Below are 25049 nucleotides of genomic sequence, written 5' to 3'. Positions count from 1 at the left end.
ATTTATCAAAATAAATACCTAAAACTATCAATAAAAGGGCTTTATAGATAACTCATAGAGAAGTGATAAAAGTCCATCAGATAAAATCAGACAAATTTACTTACAATTTTTATAAAGATTATATCTGTCTCATTATGACTGATAAACACTGACGGTCTTCGGTGTACACTTGTATTAAGCGCGCATAAGATGGGAGATTAAAACCTTAGAGTTATCGTGGTATAAGCATAAAAATATGGTACATTATACTTACCACTTGTGGCTGTGACGAGGTGCTAGTCTGCGCCTTATTAACCTTTAAAAACCCTAAAAGTTAGCGTTTCCCATAATTTGCAATAACAGATTTCTGAAAACAGATAGCTGTAAATCTTTAAGGTACTTTAAGTCAGTCTCAGCCAAAGAACAATAAAAATCAGCGATGTCATGGTTTGTATATGTCAGCTGTTTGGCATACGCCAGCAAGGATATGGCTGGTTTTTTTTATACAACCGGTGATAATCGATGACGATTCACCACTTACAAAATAAAATCTAAGGATAGAGTATGAGCGCCAGCCTAACCACAACTTTTGATGACAAAAATACCGGAACATCAAACCTGACTAACCCCACTTTAGTCCTCAACTGCGGTTCCTCTTCTATCAAATACGCCTTGATTAGCGAAGACAATGTTACCCGTATCACGGGTCTGGCCGAAAACTTAGGACTCGATACCGCTCGTATCAAGCACACCACATTAAACGGCGAAAAGCTAGAAATCACCATCGCTGGTGGTCGTCATGAGCTTGCCTTAAAGAAAATCCTTGAGTTACTTGAACAGTATCACTTTATCGCTGTCGGTCATCGCGTCGTTCATGGCGGCCGTGAATATTCAGAAGCGGTGCGTGTTGATGATCATGTGCTGCAAGAAGTGAAGCGTTTAAAAGTGCTCGCGCCACTACATAACCCGGCCAATGCGCTAGGTATCGAAGCGGTACAAGCTATTTATCCTGAGATTCCACAAGTGGTGGTATTTGATACCGCGTTCCATCAAACCATGCCGCCGGTTGCCTTCCGTTATCCGCTGCCAAAAGCCCTTTATGCAGAACACAAAATTCGTCGTTATGGCTTCCATGGCACCTCGCATGCTTATGTCTCAGAACGCGCCAGCGAAATTACCAGCGCAAAAGGACCACATGGTTGGTTAACGGCGCATTTGGGCAATGGCTGCTCAGCGACCGCTGTTTACGAAGGTAAAAGCCTTGATACTAGCATGGGTTTGACCCCGCTCGAGGGGCTAATGATGGGTACACGCAGCGGTGATATTGACCCAAGCTTGCACATTCACCTTAAACGCCAACTAGGTATGAGCTTAGAAGAAATTGACAAAATGCTCAATAACGAAAGCGGTCTGCTTGGTATCTCGGGTTTATCGAATGACTTACGTACTATTGAGCAAGCAGCTGATGAAGGTCATCAAGACGCTAAACTTGCGATTGAGATGTTCTGTTATCGCGTCGCCAAATACCTTGCTAGCTTAAGCTGTGCCCTCCCTAATTTTACCGGTATCGTCTTTACCGGTGGTATCGGCGAAAACTCAGTGACCACGCGTACACGTATTTTAGAGATGATGCCGCATTTTGGCATCAAAGTAGATGCCGATAAAAACGCCAGCTTGGTCGGTGGTAACGAGGGCAGTTTCCAAGCCGATGATAGCAGTATTGAGCTGTGGGTAATACCGACCGATGAAGAATACCGTATCGCGCAAGAAACGCGTCAAGCACTGGGTATAGAATAAGTCTATTATTAATATCTAAGCACTATTAGCAACGTGTCAAGACTAGTGGCAATGCTTAAAGACTAGTGGAAACGCATAAAGATTAATAGCAATGCGTATCAGAGGTTCTCAGAACTGTTTTATAGATAAAAGAATGAGAACCTCGTTAAAAATATAATAAACAGTAGGATACATTATGCAAACTTTTTTACTTGTGCCTATCAGCCGCGGTATCGGTGTGACGTCAGCGGCGTTAGGTTTGATTCGTGCTTTTGATTATAATGGTATCAAAGCAGGCTTTATGAAGCCATTTTTGCAAGACGACACCCTTGATAAACAAAACAGTCTAGACAGCTCAAGCGCCTTGGCCATGCATGCTTTTGGTCTTAACCCGCCTAAGTCTATCAGCCGTCAACGCGTTGAGCGTATGCTTGGTGATGACAATCTTGATGACTTGATGGAAGAAGTAGTCGTTAATTATAATACCCTTGGTGATGACTATGATGTGGTCATTTGCGAAGGCTTAGTATCGACGACTGAGACCTCTTATGCGTCACAGATCAACCGCGCGATTGCCAATGCGTTAGACGCCAAAATCATCTTTGTCAGTACCGCAGATAGCAGCAAACCTGCCTATTTAGCCGACAAGCTTGACGTCCATGCTCGTGAATTTGGTGGTATGGCCAGTGATCGTATGCTTGGCTGTATTTTAATGCGTATGCATGATTTGCCAAATGTCCAAAGCACCATTGAAAATCAAATGGTCGCCCCGGGTGAAGCCGTCGTTCATTTAGACCAAGGTTTTATACAAGAAGTTCAGCGCCTATCACCGCATTTTAATACTGAGCAGTTCCGCTTAATCGGCGTGGTACCATTTAGCGATTCACTTTCGGTACCGCGTACGTGGGATATCGCCGCTGAGCTTGATGCTACTTGGTTAAATGTTGGTGAAGCAAAATCGCGCCGTATCAATCGTATCAGTTTGACGGCGCGCTCGGTTGCGCGGGTCGATGAAGTCTTTAAACGTGGCACGCTGATCGTCGTACCGGGCGACCGCGATGATTTATTATTGGCAGCGGGACTTGCCTGCATCAATGGCATTCCACTGGCAGGACTGGTGTTAACCGGCGGCGTAGTACCAAGCCCAACGGTGGCCGAGCTTTGGCAATCGGCGCTAAAAACCGGTATTCCGGTCATGAGTGTCGAAAGTGACAGTTATGAGACTGTACAAAGTCTTGTGCATATGAGCGCTGAGATTCCAAGCGATGATACCGAGCGCGCCGAAGAAGTAGCGAGTTATGTTGCCGCGCATTTAGACCTTAACTGGATTAAAGAATATTTTAGTCAAGAATATGAGACGCGTTTATCACCTTCAGCATTCCGTCATCAGGTGGTCAAAAAAGCACAAAGTGCCAAAAAACGTATCGTCTTACCAGAAGGCTCTGAACCACGTACGGTCGAAGCTGCTTGTATTTGTCAAAGCCGCGGTATCGCTAACTGTGTATTGCTAGCGAAACGCAGCGACGTCGAGCAAGTCGCTAAAAACCGTGACTTAGTGTTGCCTGAAGGGCTTGAGATTATCGATCCTGACACCCTTGATATGGCTAAATATATCGCCGCTGTGGTTGAGCGCCGTAAAGGTAAAACCAATGCTGAAGTGGCCGCTGAATACCTAAAAGATACGGTTTATTTGGGTACGACCATGCTCGAGATGAATGAAGTTGACGGTCTCGTTTCTGGGGCGATACATACCACGGCGAATACCGTGCGCCCAGCCTTTCAGTTGATTAAAACCGCGCCGCAGTACTCGCTCGTATCGTCAGTATTCTTTATGCTGTTGCCTGAGCAAGTGGTGGTCTATGGTGACTGCGCTATCAATCCAAATCCAAATGCTGAAGAGCTCGCTGAAATCGCTATTCAATCGGCACAGTCTGCCGCTGCCTTTGGTATCAATCCAAAAGTGGCGATGATTAGCTACTCAACTGGCTCATCAGGTACTGGCGCTGATGTCGAAAAAGTCATCCGTGCGACTGAAATCGTCCGCCAGCGTGCGCCGCATCTTGCTGTTGATGGACCACTGCAATATGATGCCGCTTCGGTCATGAGCGTCGGTAAACAAAAAGCGCCTGACTCACTGGTTGCAGGACAAGCCAATGTCTTTATCTTCCCTGACCTAAATACGGGTAATACCACATATAAAGCGGTACAACGTAGCGCCAATGTGGTCAGCGTCGGGCCGATGTTGCAAGGCTTAAATAAACCCGTTAATGACTTATCCCGTGGTGCCTTGGTCGATGATATTATTTATACCATCGCTCTAACTGCCATCCAAGCCGATAGCGATGCGATTTAATTACGTTAAAATTTATAAGTAATCATTCTATATTTAACCGACTATCGCTATGATGGTCGGTTTTTTATTGGCGCTTAACCGCTATAGTTAGGCATAATAAAATCGATAAGCGCAATAAGTGCGATAAGTGAATGGCCACATGTTATAGTCAATTTAAAATAAATTAACCATAACCGCCTTTTTATCAGATTTTTATTCACTCATTTATGCCAAATACTGTTCATCATTACCCTACAATAAAAACTGCCTCAGCTATTCGTGCTTATTTGGGTGGCTCATTTGATCCTGTGCATAATGGTCATTTACAGTTAGCGATGTATGTTTATGAGCATTTATCACCGCTAGCTAAGCTGCAACAGCGCGAGTTACAGGTGTCATTATTGCCCAATGCGCGCTCGCCTTTTAAAGAAGACAGCACCAAGCCTGAGCACCGCTTGACCATGCTAAAGCTGGCAATACAAGATACGCCATTACAAATTAATGAGATTGAACTTTGGCAAGCGCCGCCCGTCTATACCATCGATAGCGTACAGACATTACGCGACCGCTATCCAAATGACAGTTTGATATTTATCATGGGGATGGATAGCGCGCGCAGTTTGGATAAATGGAAAGACGGTTTACGCCTCACAGATTATGTCAATTTATGGGTATTTAATCGTGAAGAAACTTCTGAATTTAATCAAAACCTCCCTGCAACTAACTCCCCTACCCAGTTAAAATCTCAACTTCCTGCATCGCTACAATCTTTAAGCACTGCTTCAGCTACAGAACTTATTATAGCGCCTAGCGAACATTTAACAGACTGTCCTATCTTGAAAAATCCTAACCAAGGTCGCATCTATATAGACCCGCGCCCTGTGTCAGCGATATCGAGCACCCAAATACGTCAGCAACTGCAACGACAACTTTATCAACAACGACCGCAAGCGCCTCAATCTCTAAATATAAAGCACGCTGCCGAAACGCAAATCGCATCTTTGCAACCAATAAATGATATCATAGGCGATACTGCACCCAATTCATTCGCTAAATGGCTAAATCCTGCTGTTTATCAATATATTATTGCCCATCAGCTATATTCTGCTGCTCAATTCCGTTAAAATCATCATATTATTGTCATTTTGTATGCCTTGCCTAGATACGTCACTGCTCATATTGGGTCAGCTCGGCCATACAACTTTATGCAAATTGACGATTTACCATTTTATTTTTAATATTTACGATTCAAGAGATTACATTTTATGACCAACACCATGACTGACGAACGCTTAAAAGAATGCTTAGCGGTAGTCGAAAGCGCACTAGACGATATGAAAGCGAAAAATATCACCGTAATGAATGTAGAAAGCTTAACTGACGTGATGGAGCGTATCGTCATCGCTGATGGTACGTCTAAACGCCATGTACGCGCGATGGCAGATAGCGTCGGCGCTGAAGCGAAGCTAGCAGGTTTTATGCCACTTGGCCGTGAAGGCGGTATCGACTCTGACTGGACCTTGATTGATTTGGGTGCAGTTGTCGTGCATATGATGACCCCACAAGCCCGCGAGTTTTATGACTTAGAAGGTCTATGGTCATCACCTGAGCAATTGGCTGAGCTGGTCGCCGTCCCACGTGAAAAGAAAACCGCTGGTCGCCGCAACAAAAACAAATAAGATTATCCATTGCGATAATTGTTTAATACTGAAAAACGCACAAGTAAAAAGACCAGATAGCTATTCTGGTCTTTTTTTGTTTAAAAAGTAGCACCTATAAATTTTGACGTTCTGATAAACTTTAAAATGCCGCAACCGTATAATCAGCCGCATGATTAGGCTAAGATAATACGCATTATTTATACCACTAACGATAAAACCATGCGCCTAAAAAACCGCTATCGATTAGGATATTCCATGAACATAGAAACGATAACGTCTTCTAGCCAAAAAAATAGCACTGATTTCAATCAACCTTTACCGCTACATATCGCCAATCTAATCTGCGTTCGTGCTGGCAAAGCCATGCCATTCGCCCGTGAAGAGATGAGCGCGATTGATAAAGCGCCCATCAAAGCGCCTGTCGCGGTCAATTTTATGGGTCTCACCACCGATGAACAAGCCGATCGACGCCATCATGGCGGCCCACTAAAAGCCGTACATCAACTAGCAACGGCGACTTACGATAAGATTAACGCTGAGTTTGGTTTGAAGGTACGCGTTGGCACACTAGGTGAAAACTTAACGACTGAAGCAGTAAATGGTCTGCCTGCAATGGATGAGTCGACGGTGTGTATTGGTGATGTTTTTCAATATGGTGGGAAGTATGGCAATAATGATAATAACGAGAGCGTACAACTTCGCATCGTACAACCGCGCCGTCCATGCTACAAAATCAATGACCAAATCGGGCAATTTAGTAAGGTGCCCAATATCGCCTCTTGGGTGACTAAACAAGGTATCGCTGGCTGGTATTTTCAGGTCGTACGTGATGGCATTATTAGCGCTGATTTACCCGTATATCTCATCGAGCGTCCCTATCCTTTTGCGACACTTGAGACATTGTGGCAGCTATCAAATTCAAAAGAAAAATTTGATATCGAAGTGATTGAGCCTTGGCTTACGATTGAATGTTTGGAAGACAGCTGGAAAACGGTTTTGGCGAAGAAGGTTCAAAAGGGTTAATATTTCATGGTAAAAAACATATTTTTAGCATTGGCGTGTGCCTTAACGCTGCCCCTAATTGGTTGTGTGACCACTAATAACACGCAAATAGCGAACACTGAACCTTTCATTATCGATAGTGATACCTATCAAGCCCAAGGCAAGAGCGAGCGGATTAAATCCATCGTCCTGCACTATACCGTCTCAAATAATGCCAGATCGATAAATACTTTGACCACTGGTCAAGTCAGCGCTCACTATCTGATTTTAGACCATGACGATAATAAAATTTATAACTTAGTACCTGAAAGTGAACGCGCTTGGCATGCTGGCGATGGTGGCTTTGCAGGTAGAACGATACTTAACGATACCTCTATTGGCATTGAGATTGTAAATAGCGGGATTAAACCTGAATATCGAAACGCCTTAAAAAATGGCAATCTCGACTACCATCCTTACGAGCACTATGTTGAATTTGATGAGTTGCAGATTAAAAAAGTCGCGCAATTGGTGCAAGAATTGGCAGCGAGATATAAAATTTCACCAAAGAATATCATCGGTCATGCGGATATGGCACCCTCGCGTAAAATCGACCCCGGTGCAAAGTTCCCGTGGCGGCGACTGTATAAAGAGTATGGCATTGGCGCTTGGTATGATGACTTTGATAAGCAATTCTTTATGCATCAAGACACATTTTCAGCAGCAACGATACCTGAGATTAAGCAAGCGTTACGCGATTATGGTTATCAAATCAATAACACTGATGAATGGGATAAAGCTAGTCGTAATGTCTTGTATGCCTTTCAACTGCATTTCCGTCCGCAACAACCAACGGGCGAGCTGGATTTAGAAACGTATGCTATTTTAAAGGCACTCAATAAGAAGTATGCTGGTCGTGATGACTTTTATTAATGAATAAAAAATATTAGGAGACATGAGCCATGAGTAACTCACAACCAAACGAGCAAGACGATCTTCAAAAGTATTTAGAAGAAAAAGCCAAACAAGAGCAAGCAAAACAGCAAGAAGCTGAACCTCTCTCTGCGTATGAAGCTTGCGTGCTAAAAGAAAGTGCGAAGATTCATGAGTTGATTGCTGAGGCTAAGAAAGGGAAAGCTGATTAGGAAAAAATATGGATAAAAAAATCATATTTTATGATCTTCGTATGCTAGCTAAAGCAGAAAATGAAGCTTACACTTTAAATATTTCTGTTGAAAGTGGCTTAGCAGAATATAACGTGATCATAGATATAAATGCTCAAGACTTTGAAGTAATCGAGAACGATAAATATAGAGTGGCATTGCTTCAAGCTGCGCTACATAGACCCTTTCAACTTCAAGAAATTGCATTAGACAAGAGTGAACAACGATATTACTTAGATAAGATACTTCATGCGAATGAATCTGAGGTCAATACTTTTCTTACAAAGCTAGACCATGGACAAGCTAACGGTACAATATCTAACATGGTGCGTAAATCAAGTGACAGAGATATAGAAAATCTTCGCAATGGCGATTGGTTTTATTGAAAAGTTCGTAGTGTGCACCTAGCGCACCGATTAAAACTAAATCTCAGATTGATTTATTATCAAATGGTTGCTTTGAAGCGCGTTTTAGCCCCGACTGTAGCGGTATCCTGCTGGTTTGGGCGAGTTGTGGTGGCTAGAGTTTGAGGTGGTGTCGAGGTAACAGCAACATCTCAACTCGTGTTACCGCCTCGCCCAGACTGGCAGATACAAGCGGAAGGCGGGATTAGCTCCCCTGCTTCTAAAAACCTCAAATCCCAAATAAAAAAAAGGTGAGCCGAAGCCCACCTTTTTTTATGTTTAAAATAATTTAGCTTATATCCTAACGCAACCATGCGCGGGCATTACGGAACATCCGCATCCACGCGCCGTCCTCATCCCACGCTTCTGGTTTCCAGCTATGATTATACGCACGTAGCGTACGCTCAGGGTGCGGCATCATGATGGTGACGCGACCGTCAGTGCTACACAGACCCGTGACCCCGCCGACCGAACCGTTTGGATTGAGCGGATACGTCTCAGTTGACTGACCTTGGCTATCGACAAAGCGCATGGCAAGTTGACCATGTTTTTCCATACCGTCGATTTCTGTCTCGTTAAGAGTAGCATAGCCTTCACCATGAGCAATAGCGATTGGCAAGATACTGTCTTGCATACCTTTGAACAAGATAGACTTGGTACGCTCAACTTTGACGTTAACCGTACGCGCTTCAAAGCGAGCCGATTTATTGGCGATAAAGCGTGGGAAGTTTTCCGCGCCTGGGATGAGGTCTTTTAACTGTGCCATCATCTGACAACCGTTACAGACACCGAGTGAGAAGGTATCAGGACGGGCAAAGAAGCGCACAAACTGCATGCGCAATTCGTCATGGAACAAGATAGAGTTCGCCCAACCAGAGCCTGCGCCCAGTACGTCACCGTAACTAAAGCCACCACAAGCGACCAGACCATCGAAGTCACGTAGATTGATACGACCACTGAGTAAATCACTCATATGCACGTCGACCGCTTCAAATCCAGCTTGGGTAAAGCCTGCTGCCATTTCTGTCTGACCGTTGACGCCTTGCTCACGCAGGATAGCGACTCTTGGCTTAGTTTCGCGACTATTTAGATATGGCTCTTCAACTTTTTGGTTGAGGTTAAAGTTTGGTGCAGCGATAAGACCTTTATGGCTAGCGTCGCTAATCAAGTCATACTCTTGCTGCACGCAAGCTGGATTGTCACGGCGGCGAGCGATTTGATAGCTGACCTGACTCCACTCTTGTTGCAGCTCGCTACGGCTAAAGCTAAGCGTTTTATCACCGTTTAGCGTTGGCGTTTGTATAAGTAAGCTGTCTTCTTCGGAGCTTTGACCGACGAGGCTAAGCATATCGCTGACATTAAACTCTTCTGCCATTTGCATTAAAGCCGCGACGTTTTCTGGCAATACTTGAATAACCGCGCCCAGTTCTTCACTGAATAATTGACCGAGTAAGTTGTCATCGGTCAATGACAGCTTGATACCTTGACGGCTGGTGAATTGCATCTCAGCGATAGTCGCAAGTAAACCGCCATCACCGATATCATGATAGGCACTGATGACGCCTTGCGAGTTACCGGCTTGGATAAAGTTAAAGAAGTCGACCAAGTCGCTTGGTTGCGCCAAGTCTGGGCAATCATTACCTAATTGGCTTAAGGTTTGCGCAAGGATTGAACCGCCTAGACGTAGCTTGCCTTTAGACAAGTCAATACGGTAAAACGCACTATCACCATTGATAAGCTCAGGCGTTAAGGTTTTTGCCACATCAATAACAGGGGCAAAAGCCGTAATAACCAAGCTCATTGGTGAGACGACTGATTTATCCGTGCTGCCTTTCTCGTCTTCGTCTGTCCAATTGGCACGCATCGATAGTGAGTCTTTACCAACTGGAATAGCAATACCTAATGCTGGGCAGAGTTCTTCACCGACGGTATAGACCGCATCAAATAATGCAGCATCTTCTGCATCGTCGCCACATGCTGCCATCCAGTTTGCTGACATGGTGATATCAGATAGCTGACTAATACGTGCGCCTGCGATATTGGTGATTGCTTCACCGACGGCTAAACGTGCAGAGGCTTTTGGATTAATCAAAGCTACCGGCGTACGTTCGCCAACACTCATTGCTTCACCGCTCATCGGCTGACTATCAAGCGCGATTAAGCCTGAAGCAGTAACAGCACAATCTGATACGGGCACTTGATAACGACCAACGAACTGATCGCGGACGACCATACCAGTAATAGAGCGGTCACCAATGCTAATCAAGAATGATTTACTAGCAACGGTTGGATGACGTAATACGTCTTTGACTGATTCAGCTAGATTGACTTCGCCTAACTCTAACGCTGGTAAGGTAGTATCTTGACGGCTAAAGCTACGCTTCATCTGCGGTGTACCACCTAGCAGTACTTGCATCGGCATATCGACTGGCTGCTCTGGTAGCAATTCATCATTAACGACTAGCTGACGTATTTCAGTGGCTTCCCCTAAGATGGCATACGGGCAGCGCTCACGAGCACAAATCGCATCGAACTGATCTTTACTCTCAGGGCGAATCGCCAAGACATAACGTTCTTGTGCTTCGTTTGACCAAATTGCCATTGGCGACATGCCAGCTTCTAGCGACGGAATTTTACGTAGATTAAGTACCGCGCCCATTTCATGGTCATTGACCAGTTCTGGCATCGCATTTGATAAACCACCGGCACCGACATCATGTAGTGAAACGATTGGGTTGCCATCTTTACCATTATTACTTGCATCAACGTCATTACCAGCTAATGCCCAGCAACGATCGATGACTTCTTGACAGCGACGTTCCATCTCAGCATTGTCACGCTGAACTGATGCAAAGTCCAAGCCTTCATCAAATGAGCCACTATCGACAGAAGAGGCCGCACCGCCGCCTAGACCAATTTGCATGGCTGGACCACCAAGGACGATTAATAAATCACCTTGTTGAATGCTATTTTTTTCAATTAAGTTGCGTTTGATATTGCCGTAACCACCGGCAAGCATAATTGGCTTATGATAGCCGCGCATTTGGCTACCATCTTTCGCCGCTGAGGTATCCAATTGGAAACTACGGAAATAACCGCATAAATTTGGACGACCAAATTCGTTAGAGAAGTTGGCTGACCCTAATGGCGCTTCCGTCATAATCTCAAGGCTGGTTGCCATACGATCCGGCGTACCATAATCCTGCGTACTTAATTGACCTGACTGCTCCCATTTTTCCGCAAGCTCTGGGATATGTAAGTGCGAGACGTGAAAACCTGTCAAACCTGCTTTTGGCTTACCGCCACGACCGGTTGCACCTTCATCACGAATCTCACCGCCTGCACCCGTCGCTGCACCCGCATAAGGAGCAATCGCGGTTGGATGGTTATGGGTTTCAACTTTCATTAAGATATCGATTTCTTCTTGATGGAAATCGTAAGGATGCACAGAGTTGGCATCCATCGCATCAGTAGGCATAGGATAAAAACGCAACCCCTCAGAACCTGCCATTACTGCCGCGTTGTCTTTATAAGCCGACAAGATACCTTGCGGATTGGCTTTATAAGTATTCTTAATCATCTGAAACAGTGATTTAGGTTGTACTGCGCCATCAACCGTCCATTCAGCGTTAAAGATTTTATGACGGCAATGCTCTGAGTTTGCTTGTGCAAACATCATTAGCTCAACGTCGGTTGGATTGCGCTTTAGCTCATTGACATAAGCATTCATCAAATAGTCAATATCTTCGCTCGATAGCGCAAAACCAAATTCGGTATTGGCTGATTCAAGCGCCGACTGACCTTGCCCGATCACGTCAATATGATTCAGCGATGCTGGCTGCTGATCTTCAAACAGTTTATTCACATCATTTAAATCATAAACCAAGCTTTGGGTCATACGGTCGAACAATAATTGCTCAGCGTCTACTGGCAGTTTCTCGCCTGCTTCTCCATCGACCGTTAGCGTATAAACAATCACGCGCTCGACACGATTGATCGCAATTTCACAGTTATTAAAAATATCGGTCGCTTTACTTGCCCATGGCGATATGGTGCCAAAACGCGGACCGACGATGACTTGTAACTGATTGCTTTTTGGCGCGGCAAGGACAGTGGCACTGTCGACAGCAAGTAAGTCTAGCGCTTTTTTATGCTCATCACCGGAAAGTTCTCGTGATAACACATACACTTGCTGGGTATGAATTTGGCTGACATTTAGCTCGGTTTTTTGCTGAAACTGACTGATGAGTTGCTGCGTCTGAAAATCGGTAAGAAACGGTTGTCCGGCGATGGTCATCATAAAGGCATATTCCATAGGATATAGGCAATAACAGGCATCTCTGCCATGCAAAGTAAATGGTCCGCGTATTATAACAAGAAGCCCTGTAATAAGCAGGTCAAAACCAAGATAAATTGCGCAAGTGCTTAGATATAGATTTGGCAAACCATTGCCAAACAGCTAGGGCTAGATACCTGTACTGACTTCATCTTAGCCTTGTCTTTATAGCCTCTGTATTACGCTTCTAACTTTACACATAAGCTTTTTCATAGAAAGCTTATGTGTTTAACGTCACAATTTTTACTCAATCCTTATAGTCCTTACAAACACTCACATCGCATTACTGGCAACCTATATAAATAACCTACCAGTAATCGTTATTCTAGGTAGCAGTTATTAACGAGGACTAGCGAGCTAATTGCTTGACCGTCTAAACTGAATATCTAATAAGATAAAAATTTAATCAATAACAATAATTCATTAATAAAAAAACTAATCACTATAATGACAAAGGATAATCACCATGAGTAACCAAGAGCATATCGATAAAATTCAAGACGTTATTAAAGACATTAAATTTTCTATGATGAGTACCACCAATAAAAAAGGTGATATTCATGCTTGGCCCATGACCACTAACGAAGTCAATCTCAATAATAAAGAAATTTGGTTTATTGGTGATAAATCCTCAGACGTCGTCAAAGACATTCAAGATGACGCTAGAATTGGTCTAACGTATGCTACCCAAGACGAAAAAAATTATGTCTCTATCAGTGGTGATGCAGAACTTGTTTCGGATAAAGACAAACTAGATGAGCTATGGTCACCTGTCTATAACGCTTTTTTTGCCGATGGCAAAGAAGATGAAAACGTACAATTGATTAAAGTCGTGCCTCATGGTGCAGAGTGCTGGTTAAGTGGTAGTACCGTGGTAAATATGTTTAAAATGGCAGCCGCCGCCCTACAAGAAGGTAAAACGGCTGAAGATATGGGCGAAACCTTTTCTGTCTCTTTATAAGCTATAAGTAGCGCACTGAAGATAAATAAAAGGAAGATAAACAAAAACGCCAGTAGCGATATGCTTACTGGCTTTTTTTATCGCTTAAATCTTTCCTATATTCATATAAATCCCTTTATATTTTCAATAGTATAAAAGCTTACAAAGCGTCACAGCCTATTACAGAGCACCTATATAGTTTTATCGGGCAACTTCATTATATTAACAACTGATTCTACATTTATTGAGTCATTCGCTAAGATTTATGAACGACGTATTATTTTACTAAAGCATAATTTCCTGACGACTTTTAAAGCCAAAATTTTTAACTTAATATTTCAATAGTAAAGGACAACTATTATGAATAAACAAGCGCAAATGGACACCATCCAAGCGATGGTAAAAGATATCAAATACACCATGATGACCACACGCAATGGTGAAAATCATCTGCACTCTTGCCCGATGAATACCACCGAGACCAGTATTGGCGCTAAAGAGATTTGGTTTATTGGTCATAAGCCTTCTGAAACCGTTGATAATATTAAACAAAATCCAGAAGTGAATTTAGCTTATGTCACTCAAGAATCTGATAAGTATTTATCTATTAGTGGTACTGCTGAACTGGTTGAAGATGAAGAAAAGCTCAATGAGCTTTGGTCGGTCATGTATAACGCTTATTTTGAACTAGGTAAAGACGACCCAAAAGTCCAACTCATCAAGGTTGTGTCACATGGTGCAGAGTATTGGGCCAATGGTAATGCGATTGCCAGTGCGGTCAAAATGGCAGCAGCGGCTTTGACTGATAATGCAGTTGAAAAAAGCTTAGGTGAGAACTTTTCTATCAAGCTGTAATAACTTAATAATGAGTAGAAGTAAGATAAGTAATCACGAATACTAATAGTAAAAACGCCAGTCGCTTATCACGATTGGCGTTTTATATAATTCATATAATCATGCATCAATCATGCATGATTGATAATTATTGTGGCGGCTTTGCATATGCATTATCTGCTGGAAATGCTTTTGGCGATTTTGATTTTGGCTCAGGTCGTTTAGGCTTAGCAGGATCATATAGCTCATAAATGACGGTGCCAATTACTCCAGTATTCTCTATAGAACCGCTATCCGTATTGGCGGCATAGGCGTTATCTGGCTTGCTAAAGATAAAGGAAGCGACAGCATCTTCACTCTTACGGAAGCCTTCAATGACTAAATCGTCGTTGGGCTCTAATACATAACCGCTGTCATAACGACTGGCGGTACTGCCATCGAGCACATTTAAACCATCGACACTGGCGACAATCTCATAGGTGTTGGCGCTATTATTATGATATACCAACCGATAGGCTTGACCGGCCCTACCTTGCAGATAGTAATGACTACCATCACGATAAAGCGGTAATTTACCATTATCACTAGCCGCTGAAAATTCAACTTTTCCAGCCAGCAACGACATACTATTGACCGACCGACCCTTATAACTTTTGTCCGCATAAGCAACTTGCATTTGCGCAATAGGCTCGTCACTGACGCGACGTAGATCGACGGTGGTCACTGACGAGTCCACATCATCACCCCACTGCGTTCCCAAACGTTCTGATTCAGCGGCGTCCTGCATCGCCTCTGCTTGTACTGAATTGGCTTGCCTGTCTGCTGAACGGTCTTGTGACTCCGCTTGCGTATTTTCTTGTGCGCCATCGGCACTTTCTTTTTGCATGCTTGGCGATGATGAACAACCCGCTAATAATGCAAATAATAAAACGGCGCTTAACGACAGCTCTTTGTTTAGCTTCATAAGGTATTCCTCACCTAGTTTATTATTTCCATATATTGACGCGCCTATTTTGGCTCTCATTAACTGTTTTTAGTATATCTTAACGATACAAACAATCAAGATTTAAAATAGCTATAGTAAAGCTTTAAAGGACATATCAAGGACAAAAAACATCAGAGACAAAAAAATACCAGTAGCTTGATACTATTGGTATTTTTTATCTTTCATTAGCTATTTATGAGCATATCTTTACAACAATGAGCGAGCTAGCCACTTTGCTTTAAGTAAGGCCAAGCAGCTCTTAGATAAATCATCATCGACCACAAGGTTAAAATTACCGCCGCCACCATCAATACATACCCTATCATCTCAAGCGATTGCCAGTTTAATAATAAAACCGTGATAGCAATCATCTGAAAAGTAGTTTTGAGCTTACCCACATAAGACACCGCAACACTGGTACTTTTACCGAGCTCTGCCATCCATTCACGTAATGCCGATACCGCAATTTCACGCGAGATAATCACAATCGCGGCAATCGCCATAATGATATTGGGATGCCATTGCACCAAGATAATCAGCGCGGCTGCGACCATGAGCTTATCAGCAACGGGGTCTAAAAAACGCCCAAAGGCAGATACTACGTTGAGCTTGCGAGCAAAATAACCATCAAGCCAATCGGTAATCGCCGCAATAATAAAAACGCCGGTCAGCAATAAATGGCGCAGTAAACTGTCGCTAAAATCACTCATACCTACTCGCGCAATGACATTATCTGAAATTGCTGGCATCCCAATCCCCATGGCAGGCGGCCAATAAGCAATCGCTACAAATAGCGGAATCATTAAAATACGCGCAATCGTTAGATTATTAGGCAGATTAAAAATGCTTTTCTCATTTTGCGCCAGTAGCGGTTTTTGTTCTGGCGTGTGCAGCTTTGTACTCTCGGTCATGGCAAACCCAGTTGATAGTGAACGATAAGAATGTGGCTAGCTTAGCATTTTTCGGTCATGGCGTCATGCCATCTGTGTAGGTTGGTTCTTGCTGTAATAAAGCATCGATTATTTTAACCGGTAAATGGTTATAAAAACCTTGTTATTTTACGCAGAATTTAAGGTCAAAGTTAGCGTCAAGCTGCTTATCGACTTCTCCAAACGTAATGACATGTAAGCAAACTAGGTAAATTACTAAATTTCGGTTATGATAAAAAAGTAAAAAATACAGTTGTACACTGACAGTTGTAAGCAGATGTAAGAATTTCTTGAAATAGTGGATTCTGACATCATCTTTATATTAACAATAATAAATCTTGCTCAATTTATTTGTGACTTGTATGCATTAATAGCAGTTCAGTCGCATGATAAGTTTTCCTCAGCCCACGACCCCTCCTTCGTGGGCTCTTTTTTTGCCTGTGCTTTAGCATTATTTAGTTTTATTATTTCTATGGCTTATTATTCCTAACGATTAGTATCGCCGACTGCTAAAAATGATGCGCATACTAAAAACTATAGAGCATTAGAGCTTACTTTTTGATTTAAACGGCTCTGAAAACTGCAAAATTAAAAAGCCTACGAAGGATAAAATAATAGCAATTTCATAGCGACCATAGGCTACTGAAATACCGATAGCGCCGGTATTCCACAAACTTGCTGCCGTTGCCGTACCTTTTGAGCCTTCTTCGTTTTTAAAAATCGCCCCACCACCGATAAAACCCATGCCGGTGATAATGGCATACATGATTCTCGCCTCCCCAGCCGAATCATAAATATCCATACCTACAAGCATAAAGGCACAGGAAGCGATCGTTACTAGCGGAAAGGTCCTAAGTCCAGCACCGTTATCTTTCATCTCACGGTTGAGCGCAATCGGTAGGGAGAGAATAAAGGCAATACCCAATTGGAAAAAATGGTATTGCATCAAGCCGATATCAATATCAAATCCAAACATAGTGTATAGCCTCCTTTTACTTAATTGGCGCAGATTACTTAATCCGCACTAACTAATGAGTGCGCGCAAATCCTTGCGACCGTTTGTGTTGCCATTTGATAGCAGCTTTCTATATTGCCTTGCCCGCACCAATCGCCGCTGACAATCCATCGCTGCTCGTTATCGACCAATATTCCTAATGGCTCTTTATTAGAATCTATATTAGTAGAATCTATATTATTAAAAACTGTATTAGACACCTTGACGGTCGCAGCATAACGCCAGCGATGACAGTCAATTTGGCTCGGCGTGCTTTTCTCATTCCAACCTAAAGCTTGCTTGGCGGCTACGAGTAGCTGTGCTTTTACAGTATCAATATCGGCATCGACATGCTGCTCTGACCAAACATTGCGCGCATGAATAGTGATGCTAGGTAATAGCTCGTTATGTGCAGGCTTTTGATGCTCGATAAATATTCTATCAAGTATAGAATTCTGTACATAAGCCACATCCCACAACATTGCCTGACAGCTTAGCGCCTCAGGCAATGGCTGCTTATCATCCCAGCCGAGCATCAAGGTATAGCAGGCTTGCATTTGTGGCTCAGTGATTTTTGCTTGTTCAGCAAAGCCACTATCTGCCATGAGCTCTATCGCTTGCCCATTTGGCGCGGTGCAAATGACCCAATCAAAACTGCCAAGACTGTTGCCCTCTTCGTCAAATAGCTCGGTTTTCTTGCTGGTTTTATTAGCGAGAGTTTGGTTATATTGAGCCAAAGGTGCGACGCGAGTTTTAAAATTGATGGTGGTATGCTGTAACTCATCGGCTAATGCTCGCCCCCAACTGGTCATCTTTGGCGTGCTGATATAGCGCGCTTGTGTGCTGTTCCATTGCTCTTTTGGTTGAATATCAGGTATCTGATTATTCGCATTTATTGGGATTAAATTCACAACTTGCGCGCGCCAAGGCTGTAGCAAAACCGTCTTTAACCAAGGCTCAATAAACTGCTGAAAGCTTGCACTTTTGGCGGTAAAAAACTGCGCCCCAAATGCCCATTGCCAGTCTTTATTAGTATGGCTATCGGTGCGATAACGAGTCGCTAAACGAGTCGCTAAACGAGTCGCTAAACGACCAACGCTACGGGATTTTTCAAAAATGGTAATTTGTGGTATTAAAGACTTGTCATTAATTTTCTGGTCATTAATTTGGCTAAAAGCACGTTCTAATAAGGTAGCAGTAAATAAGCCCGTTAAGCCGCCCCCAATAATGGCAATTTTCGGTGCTGATGTCTGAGTAGGCTGGAAAGAAGAGTCAGGCATAATGACAGTAAACCTTATAAAGTATGGGGCAAAATAGAAACGATAGCCATTGGGCTATAAAAACCGCACGGTAATTTTAGTATATTGAACCTTTAAAGCCTGCCAATATCAATATTATCTACGTAAAAAAGCCATGCTATCTTTAATAACATGGCTTTTCGGAAAGTTAAGCGTTCGTTTAATCAACATCCTCTTAGCGATATATAGCTATTGATAATGCTATTTAGTCGCCGCGTTCAGCCTTGACCACATCAACCAACTCATTGATAACGGCGCTATCAGCAAGGGTCGATAAATCCCCCAGTCCAACATACTGCCCTGCTGCGAGATTACGCAGGATACGGCGCATAATTTTCCCAGAGCGCGTTTTGGGTAAAACATCAACGATATAGATAGCATCTAAATTGGCAATCGGACCAATCTCCATACGTACATGGCGATTCAGCTCAGCTTTTAGTGATTCAGTAGCGGTTTCACCCGACTTGAGAATAATAAAGGCGCAAATACCCATACCGCGAATCTCATGCGGCATACCGACGATAGCTGCCTCAGCGGTCGCTGGATGCGCAACCACCGCGCTCTCAATCTCTGCAGTGCCCAATCGATGACCCGAGACATTAAGCACATCATCTACCCGTCCAGTAATCCAGTAGTGCCCGTCTTCGTCACGCTGCGCGCCATCACCAGTGAAATAATAGCCCGGATACTCTGTAAAATAGGTTTCTAAAAAGCGCTTATGATCATTATAAATGGTGCGCATCTGCCCGGGCCAGCCGCCGCTTATCGCAAGATTGCCTTCTGCAGCACCTTCGAGTATCTCACCATCACCGTCAACGACGACGGGTACAATGCCATACAAGGGATTCATCGCCGCGCCCGGTTTCATATCTACCGTGCCCGGTATCGGCGCCAGTAAAATACCGCCGGTTTCCGTCTGCCACCAAGTATCGACAATTGGACATTTACCGCCACCGACGACATGATAGTACCAATCCCACGCTTCCGGATTGATCGGCTCACCAACAGTACCCAGCAAGCGCAAACTTGAGCGATCCGATTCACGCACAAAAGTATCACCTTCTTTCATCATGGCACGGATAGCCGTCGGTGCCGTGTACAAGACTGTGACTTGGTGTTTATCAATAATATGACCGATACGCGCCCACGTTGGATATTCTGGTACACCTTCAAACATAACGGTCGTCGTGCCATTGGCAAGCGGCGCGTAAGTAGCATAAGTATGGCCCGTCACCCAACCGACATCCGCCGTACACCAGTAAACATCGTCTTCTTTAATATCAAACACATCACGGAACGTAGAGAGCGCATAAGTGATATAGCCACCAGTCGTATGCAACACGCCTTTGGGTTTGCCAGTTGAGCCGGAGGTATATAATAAAAATAGCGGGTCTTCGGCGTTCATAACCTCAGGTTCGCAATGCTTTGACTCACCATCGACCAAACTGTGATACCAAACATCGCGGCGTCCGCTCATCGGGACAGAATTACCCGTACGATGCACGACAATGACGTTGGTCACGCTATCGGTGCCATCCATGTCTAACGCACGGTCGACACTGGCTTTGAGCGGCGTGCGCTTATTGCCGCGGATACCTTCGTCAGCGGTAATGACCAATTTAGATTGGCTATCAATGATACGGTTGCCCAAACTCTCAGCAGAAAAGCCGCCGAATACCACCGAATGCACCGCCCCAATACGAGTACACGCCAGCATTGCTACTATGGCTTCTGGTATCATAGGCATATATAAGGTGACGCGATCGCCTTTTTTTACCCCAAGTTTGCGCATCGCATTACCTAGACGACAAACCGCTTCGTGCAGCTCTTTAAATGAGATGATTTTATGCAATGACGGATGGTCACCTTCCCAAATAATCGCCGGTTTATAGGGGTTGTTTTTGACATGACGATCAAGACAGTTGACCGAGATATTGAGCTCACCATCTTTATACCATTTGATACGGAAGTCTTCTAAATCGTAGCTGACGTCGCTAATTTTGGTGGGCTTTTTTATCCAATCAATCAGCTCGGCACGCTTTGCCCAAAAGGCATCGTTTGCCTCAGGTGACGCAATGGATTCTCGATAGTCTTTGGTATATTGCTCGGCGGTAGTATTGGCGGCGGCGACAAATTCAGCCGTGATAGGAAATGATTTCTGAGTCATCGTAGTCATCCTTTTCTAATTATTATGACCTATAGCGGTTGTTGTCGAACATTAGTCGTCGAGCAATAGCTGCTACAGGTAATAAGCGTCATCTTCCATAATGTGACACCTAAGGATAGTTTGACAAATAAGCGCGATGGTTGCAAGACATCAACCGTGAATCACAACAATTCCGCTGCACAGCTGTATACTTAATAAGATAATACCTATCTTAATGAATCGATTGATTATTCAATAATATTCTTCGTGCCTACATTTTTAGAATCTTTGAAAATTTTCGGCGCATAGAAAATCTCTTATCGCCTTATTTAATCCTTGTAAGCTGAAAGAAAACATGGACAATGGCTAGCCTAAAGATAGGGTTGAAAACAACGGCAAGCTATATTGAGTAGCCTGCTATTTTATTGCCTCAAAACCTACTATTTATTTTAACTTTTAAAACCTCTCGCTTTTTGGAACATATCGTCATGGAAAATCCGCGCAATGCACCATCACACAATCACTATGATGTCATCATCATTGGCGCTGGTGCTTCAGGGTTATATTGTGCGCTCACCGCTGGTCGCCGTGGTCGCCGCGTCTTGGTGCTCGACCACGCCAATAAAGCTGGTAAAAAAATCCTGATGTCAGGTGGCGGGCGCTGTAACTTTACCAATTACTTTGTCGAGCCTGAACATTTTATCGGTAGCAATGCGCACTTTTGTAAATCAGCGCTAAGCCGTTATCCGAGTTGGGAATTTATCGGCATGGTTGAGCAACATAAAATTCCTTACCATGAGCGCGAGCACGGGCAGCTATTTTGTGATGACTCGGCGCAAGATATTTTAACCATGCTCCTTGATGAATGTGCCGCCGTCGGTGTACAAGTCAAGCTCAATACCCAAATCGACAGCGTGCAAGCACTCGAAAACGATAAAAAATCCCGCTTTCAATTATCAACAACCAAAGCGCTCAGTAAAAAAGAAAAACAAGAGAGAAAAGAGTCAGCCAATCAGACCAAGCTGCCACAAACCAACTATCGCTGTCAGTCACTCGTGGTAGCGACGGGCGGCTTATCGATTCCGACATTAGGTGCTAGTGGCTTTGGTTATGAGCTTGCGCAGCAGTTCGGGCATACGCTGATAGCAACCGATGCAAGTCTTGTTCCCTTTACCTTCACCGATAAAACTGGTGAGCTGATTCGCGCGCTTGCTGGTATTAGTCTGCCGGTGATTGCCAGTAATGAGCGCATCTCCTTTAAGTTGCCGCTGCTATTTACCCATCGCGGACTATCTGGACCTGCCATGCTGCAACTGTCCAACTATTGGCATATCGGCGAAACCATCACGATCAATTTGCTCCCTGATATCGATATGACTGCGCTTTTGCTAACTCATAAAAAATCACATCCACGCCAGCTCATCCGGACGGTTTTGGCAGACAAGACCGACAATGCTTTACCGAAAAAACTGCTGGCAGCGCTACAAACGCATTTGTGGGACGATATCAAAGATACAGAGCTTGCCAATATTAAAGATGAGCGCCTGATAGAGCTTGGCGCAACGCTCAATGGCTGGCAACTAAAACCGTCTGGCACCGAAGGCTATCGTACCGCTGAAGTCACGCGCGGCGGCATAACAACCGATGAGGTATCGTCAAAGACCATGCAAAGCAAACATCAAGACGGGCTCTATTTTATCGGTGAAGTGCTCGATGTCACAGGTTGGCTTGGCGGCTACAACTTTCAATGGGCGTGGGCAAGTGGTTTTGTTTGCGGTGAAGTGATTTAATATTAAGGCATGCTATTAATATAAATTCTAGCCATTCAAAGGCTATTTATCAAAAAGCAGGTTGTTTAAATAGGATAGAAACCGCTAAATACTTGATAAGTATAAATATAATTACTATATAAATCGGTATAGATTTAGAATTACTTAATAGTTGCCTGTCGTTATTATTGAAGAGTTATTATTTAATAATGAGCGTTTAAAGAATGATGATGAAATAAATAAGTATTTTTTAATACAGTTAGGTTTACGAGGTGCTCAATGCGTTCTATCCAATATATTCATAGCGATAAAGTGCCGCATTGGGTCGGCGATGGTTTTTATGTCAAAACCTTGTTCAATCATTTAGATAATGATGCTGATTTTAATCATTATCATACCGATCCGTTTTTATTATTAGACTATGGTCAGCCGACCAACTTTGCGCCAAATCCAAACTATAAGACGAAGCCGCACGGCATTGGGCAGCATCCGCATAAGGGTTTTGAGACGGTAACGATTGCTTACGCCGGCGAGATTAGCCATGCGGATTCGGCCGGTGGTTATGGCGTCATTCAAGAAGGCGGTGTGCAGTGGATGACCGCAGGACGCGGCATCAAGCACGAAGAATTCCACTCGCCCGACTTTAGCCAACGTGGCGGTCCTTTTAGCATGGTGCAATTATGGGTCAATTTGCCAAGTGCCCATAAGCTGACTGAGCCTAAATATCAAACGCTGAAACGTGATGACTTACCTATTGTTAATTTAACGGACAATAAAGACGAAAATTCGATAGGTAAAGCAGCGATTATTGCTGGTAAATGGCAAAATACGACAGGCGCGGCAAGTACCTTTACGCCAATCAATATGTGGGATATTGCCTTGCATAGCACTGGCTCAACGACGCTGCAAGTGCCAAACAGCCATAATGTCATGATATTGGTGCAAGAAGGCACGCTACTGATTAATGATACGCCAGTGAGCGCAGGTAGTCTGATTCAGTTTACCACGCCGACTAGTACTGCTATTGATTCTGTCAATGAACAAGCAGCAACGCAGATAAGCGATAGTATTGAGCTAACGTATCCTAAGCTATCAGCTTCTAAGCTTTCTGGTGATGAGCAAGCACCAAGTACGGTTAAATTATTACTATTAAGTGGTGAACCTATCAGCGAGCCAGTAGCAGGCTATGGCCCCTTTGTGATGAATACCCAAGAGGAGCTGCGCCAAACCTTTCGTGATTATCAAACGGGCAACTTTGGTAAATAGCTAAAATTTACCCATTAAAAAAGCCACCTTGCTAATTATCGCAGGGTGGCTTTTTTGATTCATTATCACTTTATTTCAATCAATAAAGCCAGTCGAATGATTTATCCGATAAACACTTAAGCTTGGTTTAAAAACGGATAATCGGTATAGCCTTCTGTACCGCCGCCATAAAAGCTTTGTGGATGTTGCTCATTAAGCGGCGCGCCTTCGCGGATACGTTCCGCTAAGTCAGGATTGGCGATATAGTCACGACCAAAAGCAACCGCATCGATATAGCCATCCTTGATATTTCTCTCTGCTTTTTCAGCCGTATAGCCACCCGCAGCAATAATCATTTGCCCAAAAGCATCACGAACGCGTTGACGGAATTCCGTACTATAAGGCGTACCACCTGCCCAGTCAGGCTCAGAAAGATGCAGATACATCAGCCCGCGCTTATTAATCTGCTCAATTAGCCAAATATTTTCGTCTTCATTGTAGCCTGCTTCGACATTATTAAACGTACCAAGTGGTGACACGCGAATACCGATATGGTCAGCATCCCACGCAGCGACGCAAGCATCGATGACATCAAGAGTCAAACGCGCACGATTCTCGCGGCTACCGCCATACTCATCATCGCGCTGGTTGGTTTGCTCAACCCAAAACTGATGTAGCAAATAACCATGCGCGCCATGAATCTCTACGCCATCAAAACCTGCTTCTTTGGCATTTTTGGTCGCAAGTCCAAAGTCAGCGATAACTTGCTGCACTTCCTCAAGCGTGGCTGGACGCGGGGTCGTAGACTCAACGCGAATCGCTTGGTTATTACTGTCACGCAATGTGGTACGTACCCCCACATGAACATCGGACGCTGAAATAGGCGCTTTGCCATCAGGTTGGACGCTTTCGTGTGAGACCAAACCCGTGTGCCATAACTGAACGACAATCTTGCCGCCTTTGGCATGGACATTATCAACGATGGTTTTCCATGCGGTTGTCTGATCTTCGGTATGGATACCGGGCGCGCCCGCATAGCCTTTGGCCTGAAAAGACACCTGCGTCGCTTCGGTAATGACCAATCCTGCACCACTACGCTGCGCATAATATTCTCCAGCAAGTGCAGTCGGCACATCACCTGGCTCGACCGCGCGTAAGCGGGTTAACGGTGCCATGATGATGCGATTTTTTAGAGTTTGAGTGCCCATTTTGACGGGTTCGAATAAGTTATCGTGTGCCATGAGATGCCTTGTTTGTTGTTATAAGAATACGGTATT

19 protein-coding genes are annotated in these 25049 nt (G+C 43.9%); 12 read left to right on the top strand and 7 right to left on the bottom strand.

The annotated features are described in order from the left end of the window. Positions 1-543 precede the first annotated feature (543 nt). The 8 genes from JMW39_RS08025 (at position 544) to JMW39_RS07990 (ending at position 8278) form a co-directional block, all read left to right on the top strand. Positions 544-1776, top strand: coding sequence for an acetate/propionate family kinase (locus tag JMW39_RS08025; protein ID WP_201545494.1), 1233 nt, complete (start codon positions 544-546; stop codon positions 1774-1776). 175 nt (positions 1777-1951) lie between these two features. Beyond that, positions 1952-4108 carry a phosphate acetyltransferase gene (pta, locus tag JMW39_RS08020; protein ID WP_201545493.1) on the top strand — a complete coding sequence of 719 codons (2157 nt, stop codon included), beginning with the start codon at positions 1952-1954 and terminating at the stop codon, positions 4106-4108. A gap of 206 nt (positions 4109-4314) precedes the next feature. Further along, entirely contained in the window at positions 4315-5211 is an 897-nt protein-coding gene (gene nadD, locus JMW39_RS08015; RefSeq protein ID WP_201545492.1) for a nicotinate (nicotinamide) nucleotide adenylyltransferase, read from the top strand. A gap of 141 nt (positions 5212-5352) precedes the next feature. Further along, positions 5353-5766 carry a ribosome silencing factor gene (gene rsfS / locus JMW39_RS08010; RefSeq protein WP_201545491.1) on the top strand — a complete coding sequence of 138 codons (414 nt, stop codon included), beginning with the start codon at positions 5353-5355 and terminating at the stop codon, positions 5764-5766. 237 nt (positions 5767-6003) lie between these two features. Then, the gene (locus tag JMW39_RS08005) at positions 6004-6771 is read left to right on the top strand and encodes an MOSC domain-containing protein (RefSeq protein WP_201545486.1); all 768 of its coding nucleotides are present in this window, start codon (positions 6004-6006) and stop codon (positions 6769-6771) included. Positions 6772-6777: 6 nt separating this feature from the next. Next, on the top strand, positions 6778-7662 hold the full coding sequence (locus tag JMW39_RS08000) for an N-acetylmuramoyl-L-alanine amidase (RefSeq protein ID WP_201545484.1): 885 nt from the start codon (positions 6778-6780) through the stop codon (positions 7660-7662). A 29-nt stretch (positions 7663-7691) separates the two neighbouring features. Continuing rightward, entirely contained in the window at positions 7692-7874 is a 183-nt protein-coding gene (locus JMW39_RS07995) for a hypothetical protein (RefSeq protein WP_201545482.1), read from the top strand. 8 nt (positions 7875-7882) lie between these two features. Then, positions 7883-8278 carry a hypothetical protein gene (locus tag JMW39_RS07990; RefSeq protein ID WP_201545480.1) on the top strand — a complete coding sequence of 132 codons (396 nt, stop codon included), beginning with the start codon at positions 7883-7885 and terminating at the stop codon, positions 8276-8278. Positions 8279-8597: 319 nt separating this feature from the next. On the opposite strand, the gene purL is transcribed toward JMW39_RS07990, so the two are convergent. Beyond that, a complete protein-coding gene (gene purL / locus JMW39_RS07985) occupies positions 8598-12596 on the bottom strand; it encodes a phosphoribosylformylglycinamidine synthase (protein ID WP_201545478.1) in 3999 nt (1332 codons plus the stop codon). A 502-nt stretch (positions 12597-13098) separates the two neighbouring features. Here purL and JMW39_RS07980 point away from each other — a divergent pair. Together JMW39_RS07980 and JMW39_RS07975 are read left to right on the top strand one after the other, a co-directional pair. Further along, positions 13099-13593, top strand: coding sequence for a pyridoxamine 5'-phosphate oxidase family protein (locus tag JMW39_RS07980; protein WP_201545476.1), 495 nt, complete (start codon positions 13099-13101; stop codon positions 13591-13593). Positions 13594-13932: 339 nt separating this feature from the next. Further along, positions 13933-14427, top strand: coding sequence for a pyridoxamine 5'-phosphate oxidase family protein (locus JMW39_RS07975; protein WP_201545474.1), 495 nt, complete (start codon positions 13933-13935; stop codon positions 14425-14427). Between the two features lie 127 nt (positions 14428-14554). Here the strand turns inward: JMW39_RS07975 and JMW39_RS07970 are convergent, their stop codons facing one another. From JMW39_RS07970 to acs, 5 genes are all read right to left on the bottom strand, one after another. Further along, a complete protein-coding gene (locus tag JMW39_RS07970) occupies positions 14555-15370 on the bottom strand; it encodes a hypothetical protein (protein WP_201545472.1) in 816 nt (271 codons plus the stop codon). Between the two features lie 245 nt (positions 15371-15615). After that, the gene (gene pgsA, locus JMW39_RS07965; RefSeq protein WP_201545470.1) at positions 15616-16302 is read right to left on the bottom strand and encodes a CDP-diacylglycerol--glycerol-3-phosphate 3-phosphatidyltransferase; all 687 of its coding nucleotides are present in this window, start codon (positions 16300-16302) and stop codon (positions 15616-15618) included. 562 nt (positions 16303-16864) lie between these two features. Beyond that, a complete protein-coding gene (locus tag JMW39_RS07960) occupies positions 16865-17296 on the bottom strand; it encodes an MgtC/SapB family protein (protein WP_201545468.1) in 432 nt (143 codons plus the stop codon). A 38-nt stretch (positions 17297-17334) separates the two neighbouring features. Next, the gene (locus JMW39_RS07955) at positions 17335-18594 is read right to left on the bottom strand and encodes an NAD(P)/FAD-dependent oxidoreductase (RefSeq protein ID WP_201545466.1); all 1260 of its coding nucleotides are present in this window, start codon (positions 18592-18594) and stop codon (positions 17335-17337) included. 223 nt (positions 18595-18817) lie between these two features. Then, positions 18818-20779: an acetate--CoA ligase gene (acs, locus tag JMW39_RS07950; RefSeq protein ID WP_201545464.1), complete on the bottom strand. Its 1962-nt coding sequence runs from the start codon at positions 20777-20779 to the stop codon at positions 18818-18820. 467 nt (positions 20780-21246) lie between these two features. Between acs and JMW39_RS07945 the strand changes: the two genes are divergently transcribed. Both JMW39_RS07945 and JMW39_RS07940 read left to right on the top strand, forming a co-directional pair. Further along, positions 21247-22548, top strand: a complete 1302-nt coding sequence (locus JMW39_RS07945) for an NAD(P)/FAD-dependent oxidoreductase (protein ID WP_201545462.1) — start codon at positions 21247-21249, stop codon at positions 22546-22548. Between the two features lie 258 nt (positions 22549-22806). Then, positions 22807-23793 (top strand): pirin family protein, encoded by a 987-nt coding sequence (locus JMW39_RS07940; RefSeq protein ID WP_201545460.1) that lies wholly within the window; start codon positions 22807-22809, stop codon positions 23791-23793. Positions 23794-23909: 116 nt separating this feature from the next. Here JMW39_RS07940 and JMW39_RS07935 read toward each other — a convergent pair whose 3' ends face one another. After that, on the bottom strand, positions 23910-25013 hold the full coding sequence (locus tag JMW39_RS07935; protein ID WP_201545458.1) for an alkene reductase: 1104 nt from the start codon (positions 25011-25013) through the stop codon (positions 23910-23912). Between the last annotated feature and the right edge of the window lie 36 nt (positions 25014-25049).

This window comes from Psychrobacter immobilis (assembly GCF_904846175.1).
Taxonomy (GTDB): domain Bacteria; phylum Pseudomonadota; class Gammaproteobacteria; order Pseudomonadales; family Moraxellaceae; genus Psychrobacter; species Psychrobacter immobilis_E.
This window is presented reverse-complemented; position numbering and strand designations above follow the sequence as displayed.

Coding starts and splice junctions, on each gene's coding strand:
- JMW39_RS08025 (WP_201545494.1), top strand. CDS start 544: ATGAGCGCCAGCCTAACCACAACTTTTGATGACAAAAATACCGGAACA.
- pta (WP_201545493.1), top strand. CDS start 1,952: ATGCAAACTTTTTTACTTGTGCCTATCAGCCGCGGTATCGGTGTGACG.
- nadD (WP_201545492.1), top strand. CDS start 4,315: ATGCCAAATACTGTTCATCATTACCCTACAATAAAAACTGCCTCAGCT.
- rsfS (WP_201545491.1), top strand. CDS start 5,353: ATGACCAACACCATGACTGACGAACGCTTAAAAGAATGCTTAGCGGTA.
- JMW39_RS08005 (WP_201545486.1), top strand. CDS start 6,004: ATGAACATAGAAACGATAACGTCTTCTAGCCAAAAAAATAGCACTGAT.
- JMW39_RS08000 (WP_201545484.1), top strand. CDS start 6,778: ATGGTAAAAAACATATTTTTAGCATTGGCGTGTGCCTTAACGCTGCCC.
- JMW39_RS07995 (WP_201545482.1), top strand. CDS start 7,692: ATGAGTAACTCACAACCAAACGAGCAAGACGATCTTCAAAAGTATTTA.
- JMW39_RS07990 (WP_201545480.1), top strand. CDS start 7,883: ATGGATAAAAAAATCATATTTTATGATCTTCGTATGCTAGCTAAAGCA.
- purL (WP_201545478.1), bottom strand. CDS start 12,596: ATGATGACCATCGCCGGACAACCGTTTCTTACCGATTTTCAGACGCAG.
- JMW39_RS07980 (WP_201545476.1), top strand. CDS start 13,099: ATGAGTAACCAAGAGCATATCGATAAAATTCAAGACGTTATTAAAGAC.
- JMW39_RS07975 (WP_201545474.1), top strand. CDS start 13,933: ATGAATAAACAAGCGCAAATGGACACCATCCAAGCGATGGTAAAAGAT.
- JMW39_RS07970 (WP_201545472.1), bottom strand. CDS start 15,370: ATGAAGCTAAACAAAGAGCTGTCGTTAAGCGCCGTTTTATTATTTGCA.
- pgsA (WP_201545470.1), bottom strand. CDS start 16,302: ATGACCGAGAGTACAAAGCTGCACACGCCAGAACAAAAACCGCTACTG.
- JMW39_RS07960 (WP_201545468.1), bottom strand. CDS start 17,296: ATGTTTGGATTTGATATTGATATCGGCTTGATGCAATACCATTTTTTC.
- JMW39_RS07955 (WP_201545466.1), bottom strand. CDS start 18,594: ATGCCTGACTCTTCTTTCCAGCCTACTCAGACATCAGCACCGAAAATT.
- acs (WP_201545464.1), bottom strand. CDS start 20,779: ATGACTCAGAAATCATTTCCTATCACGGCTGAATTTGTCGCCGCCGCC.
- JMW39_RS07945 (WP_201545462.1), top strand. CDS start 21,247: ATGGAAAATCCGCGCAATGCACCATCACACAATCACTATGATGTCATC.
- JMW39_RS07940 (WP_201545460.1), top strand. CDS start 22,807: ATGCGTTCTATCCAATATATTCATAGCGATAAAGTGCCGCATTGGGTC.
- JMW39_RS07935 (WP_201545458.1), bottom strand. CDS start 25,013: ATGGCACACGATAACTTATTCGAACCCGTCAAAATGGGCACTCAAACT.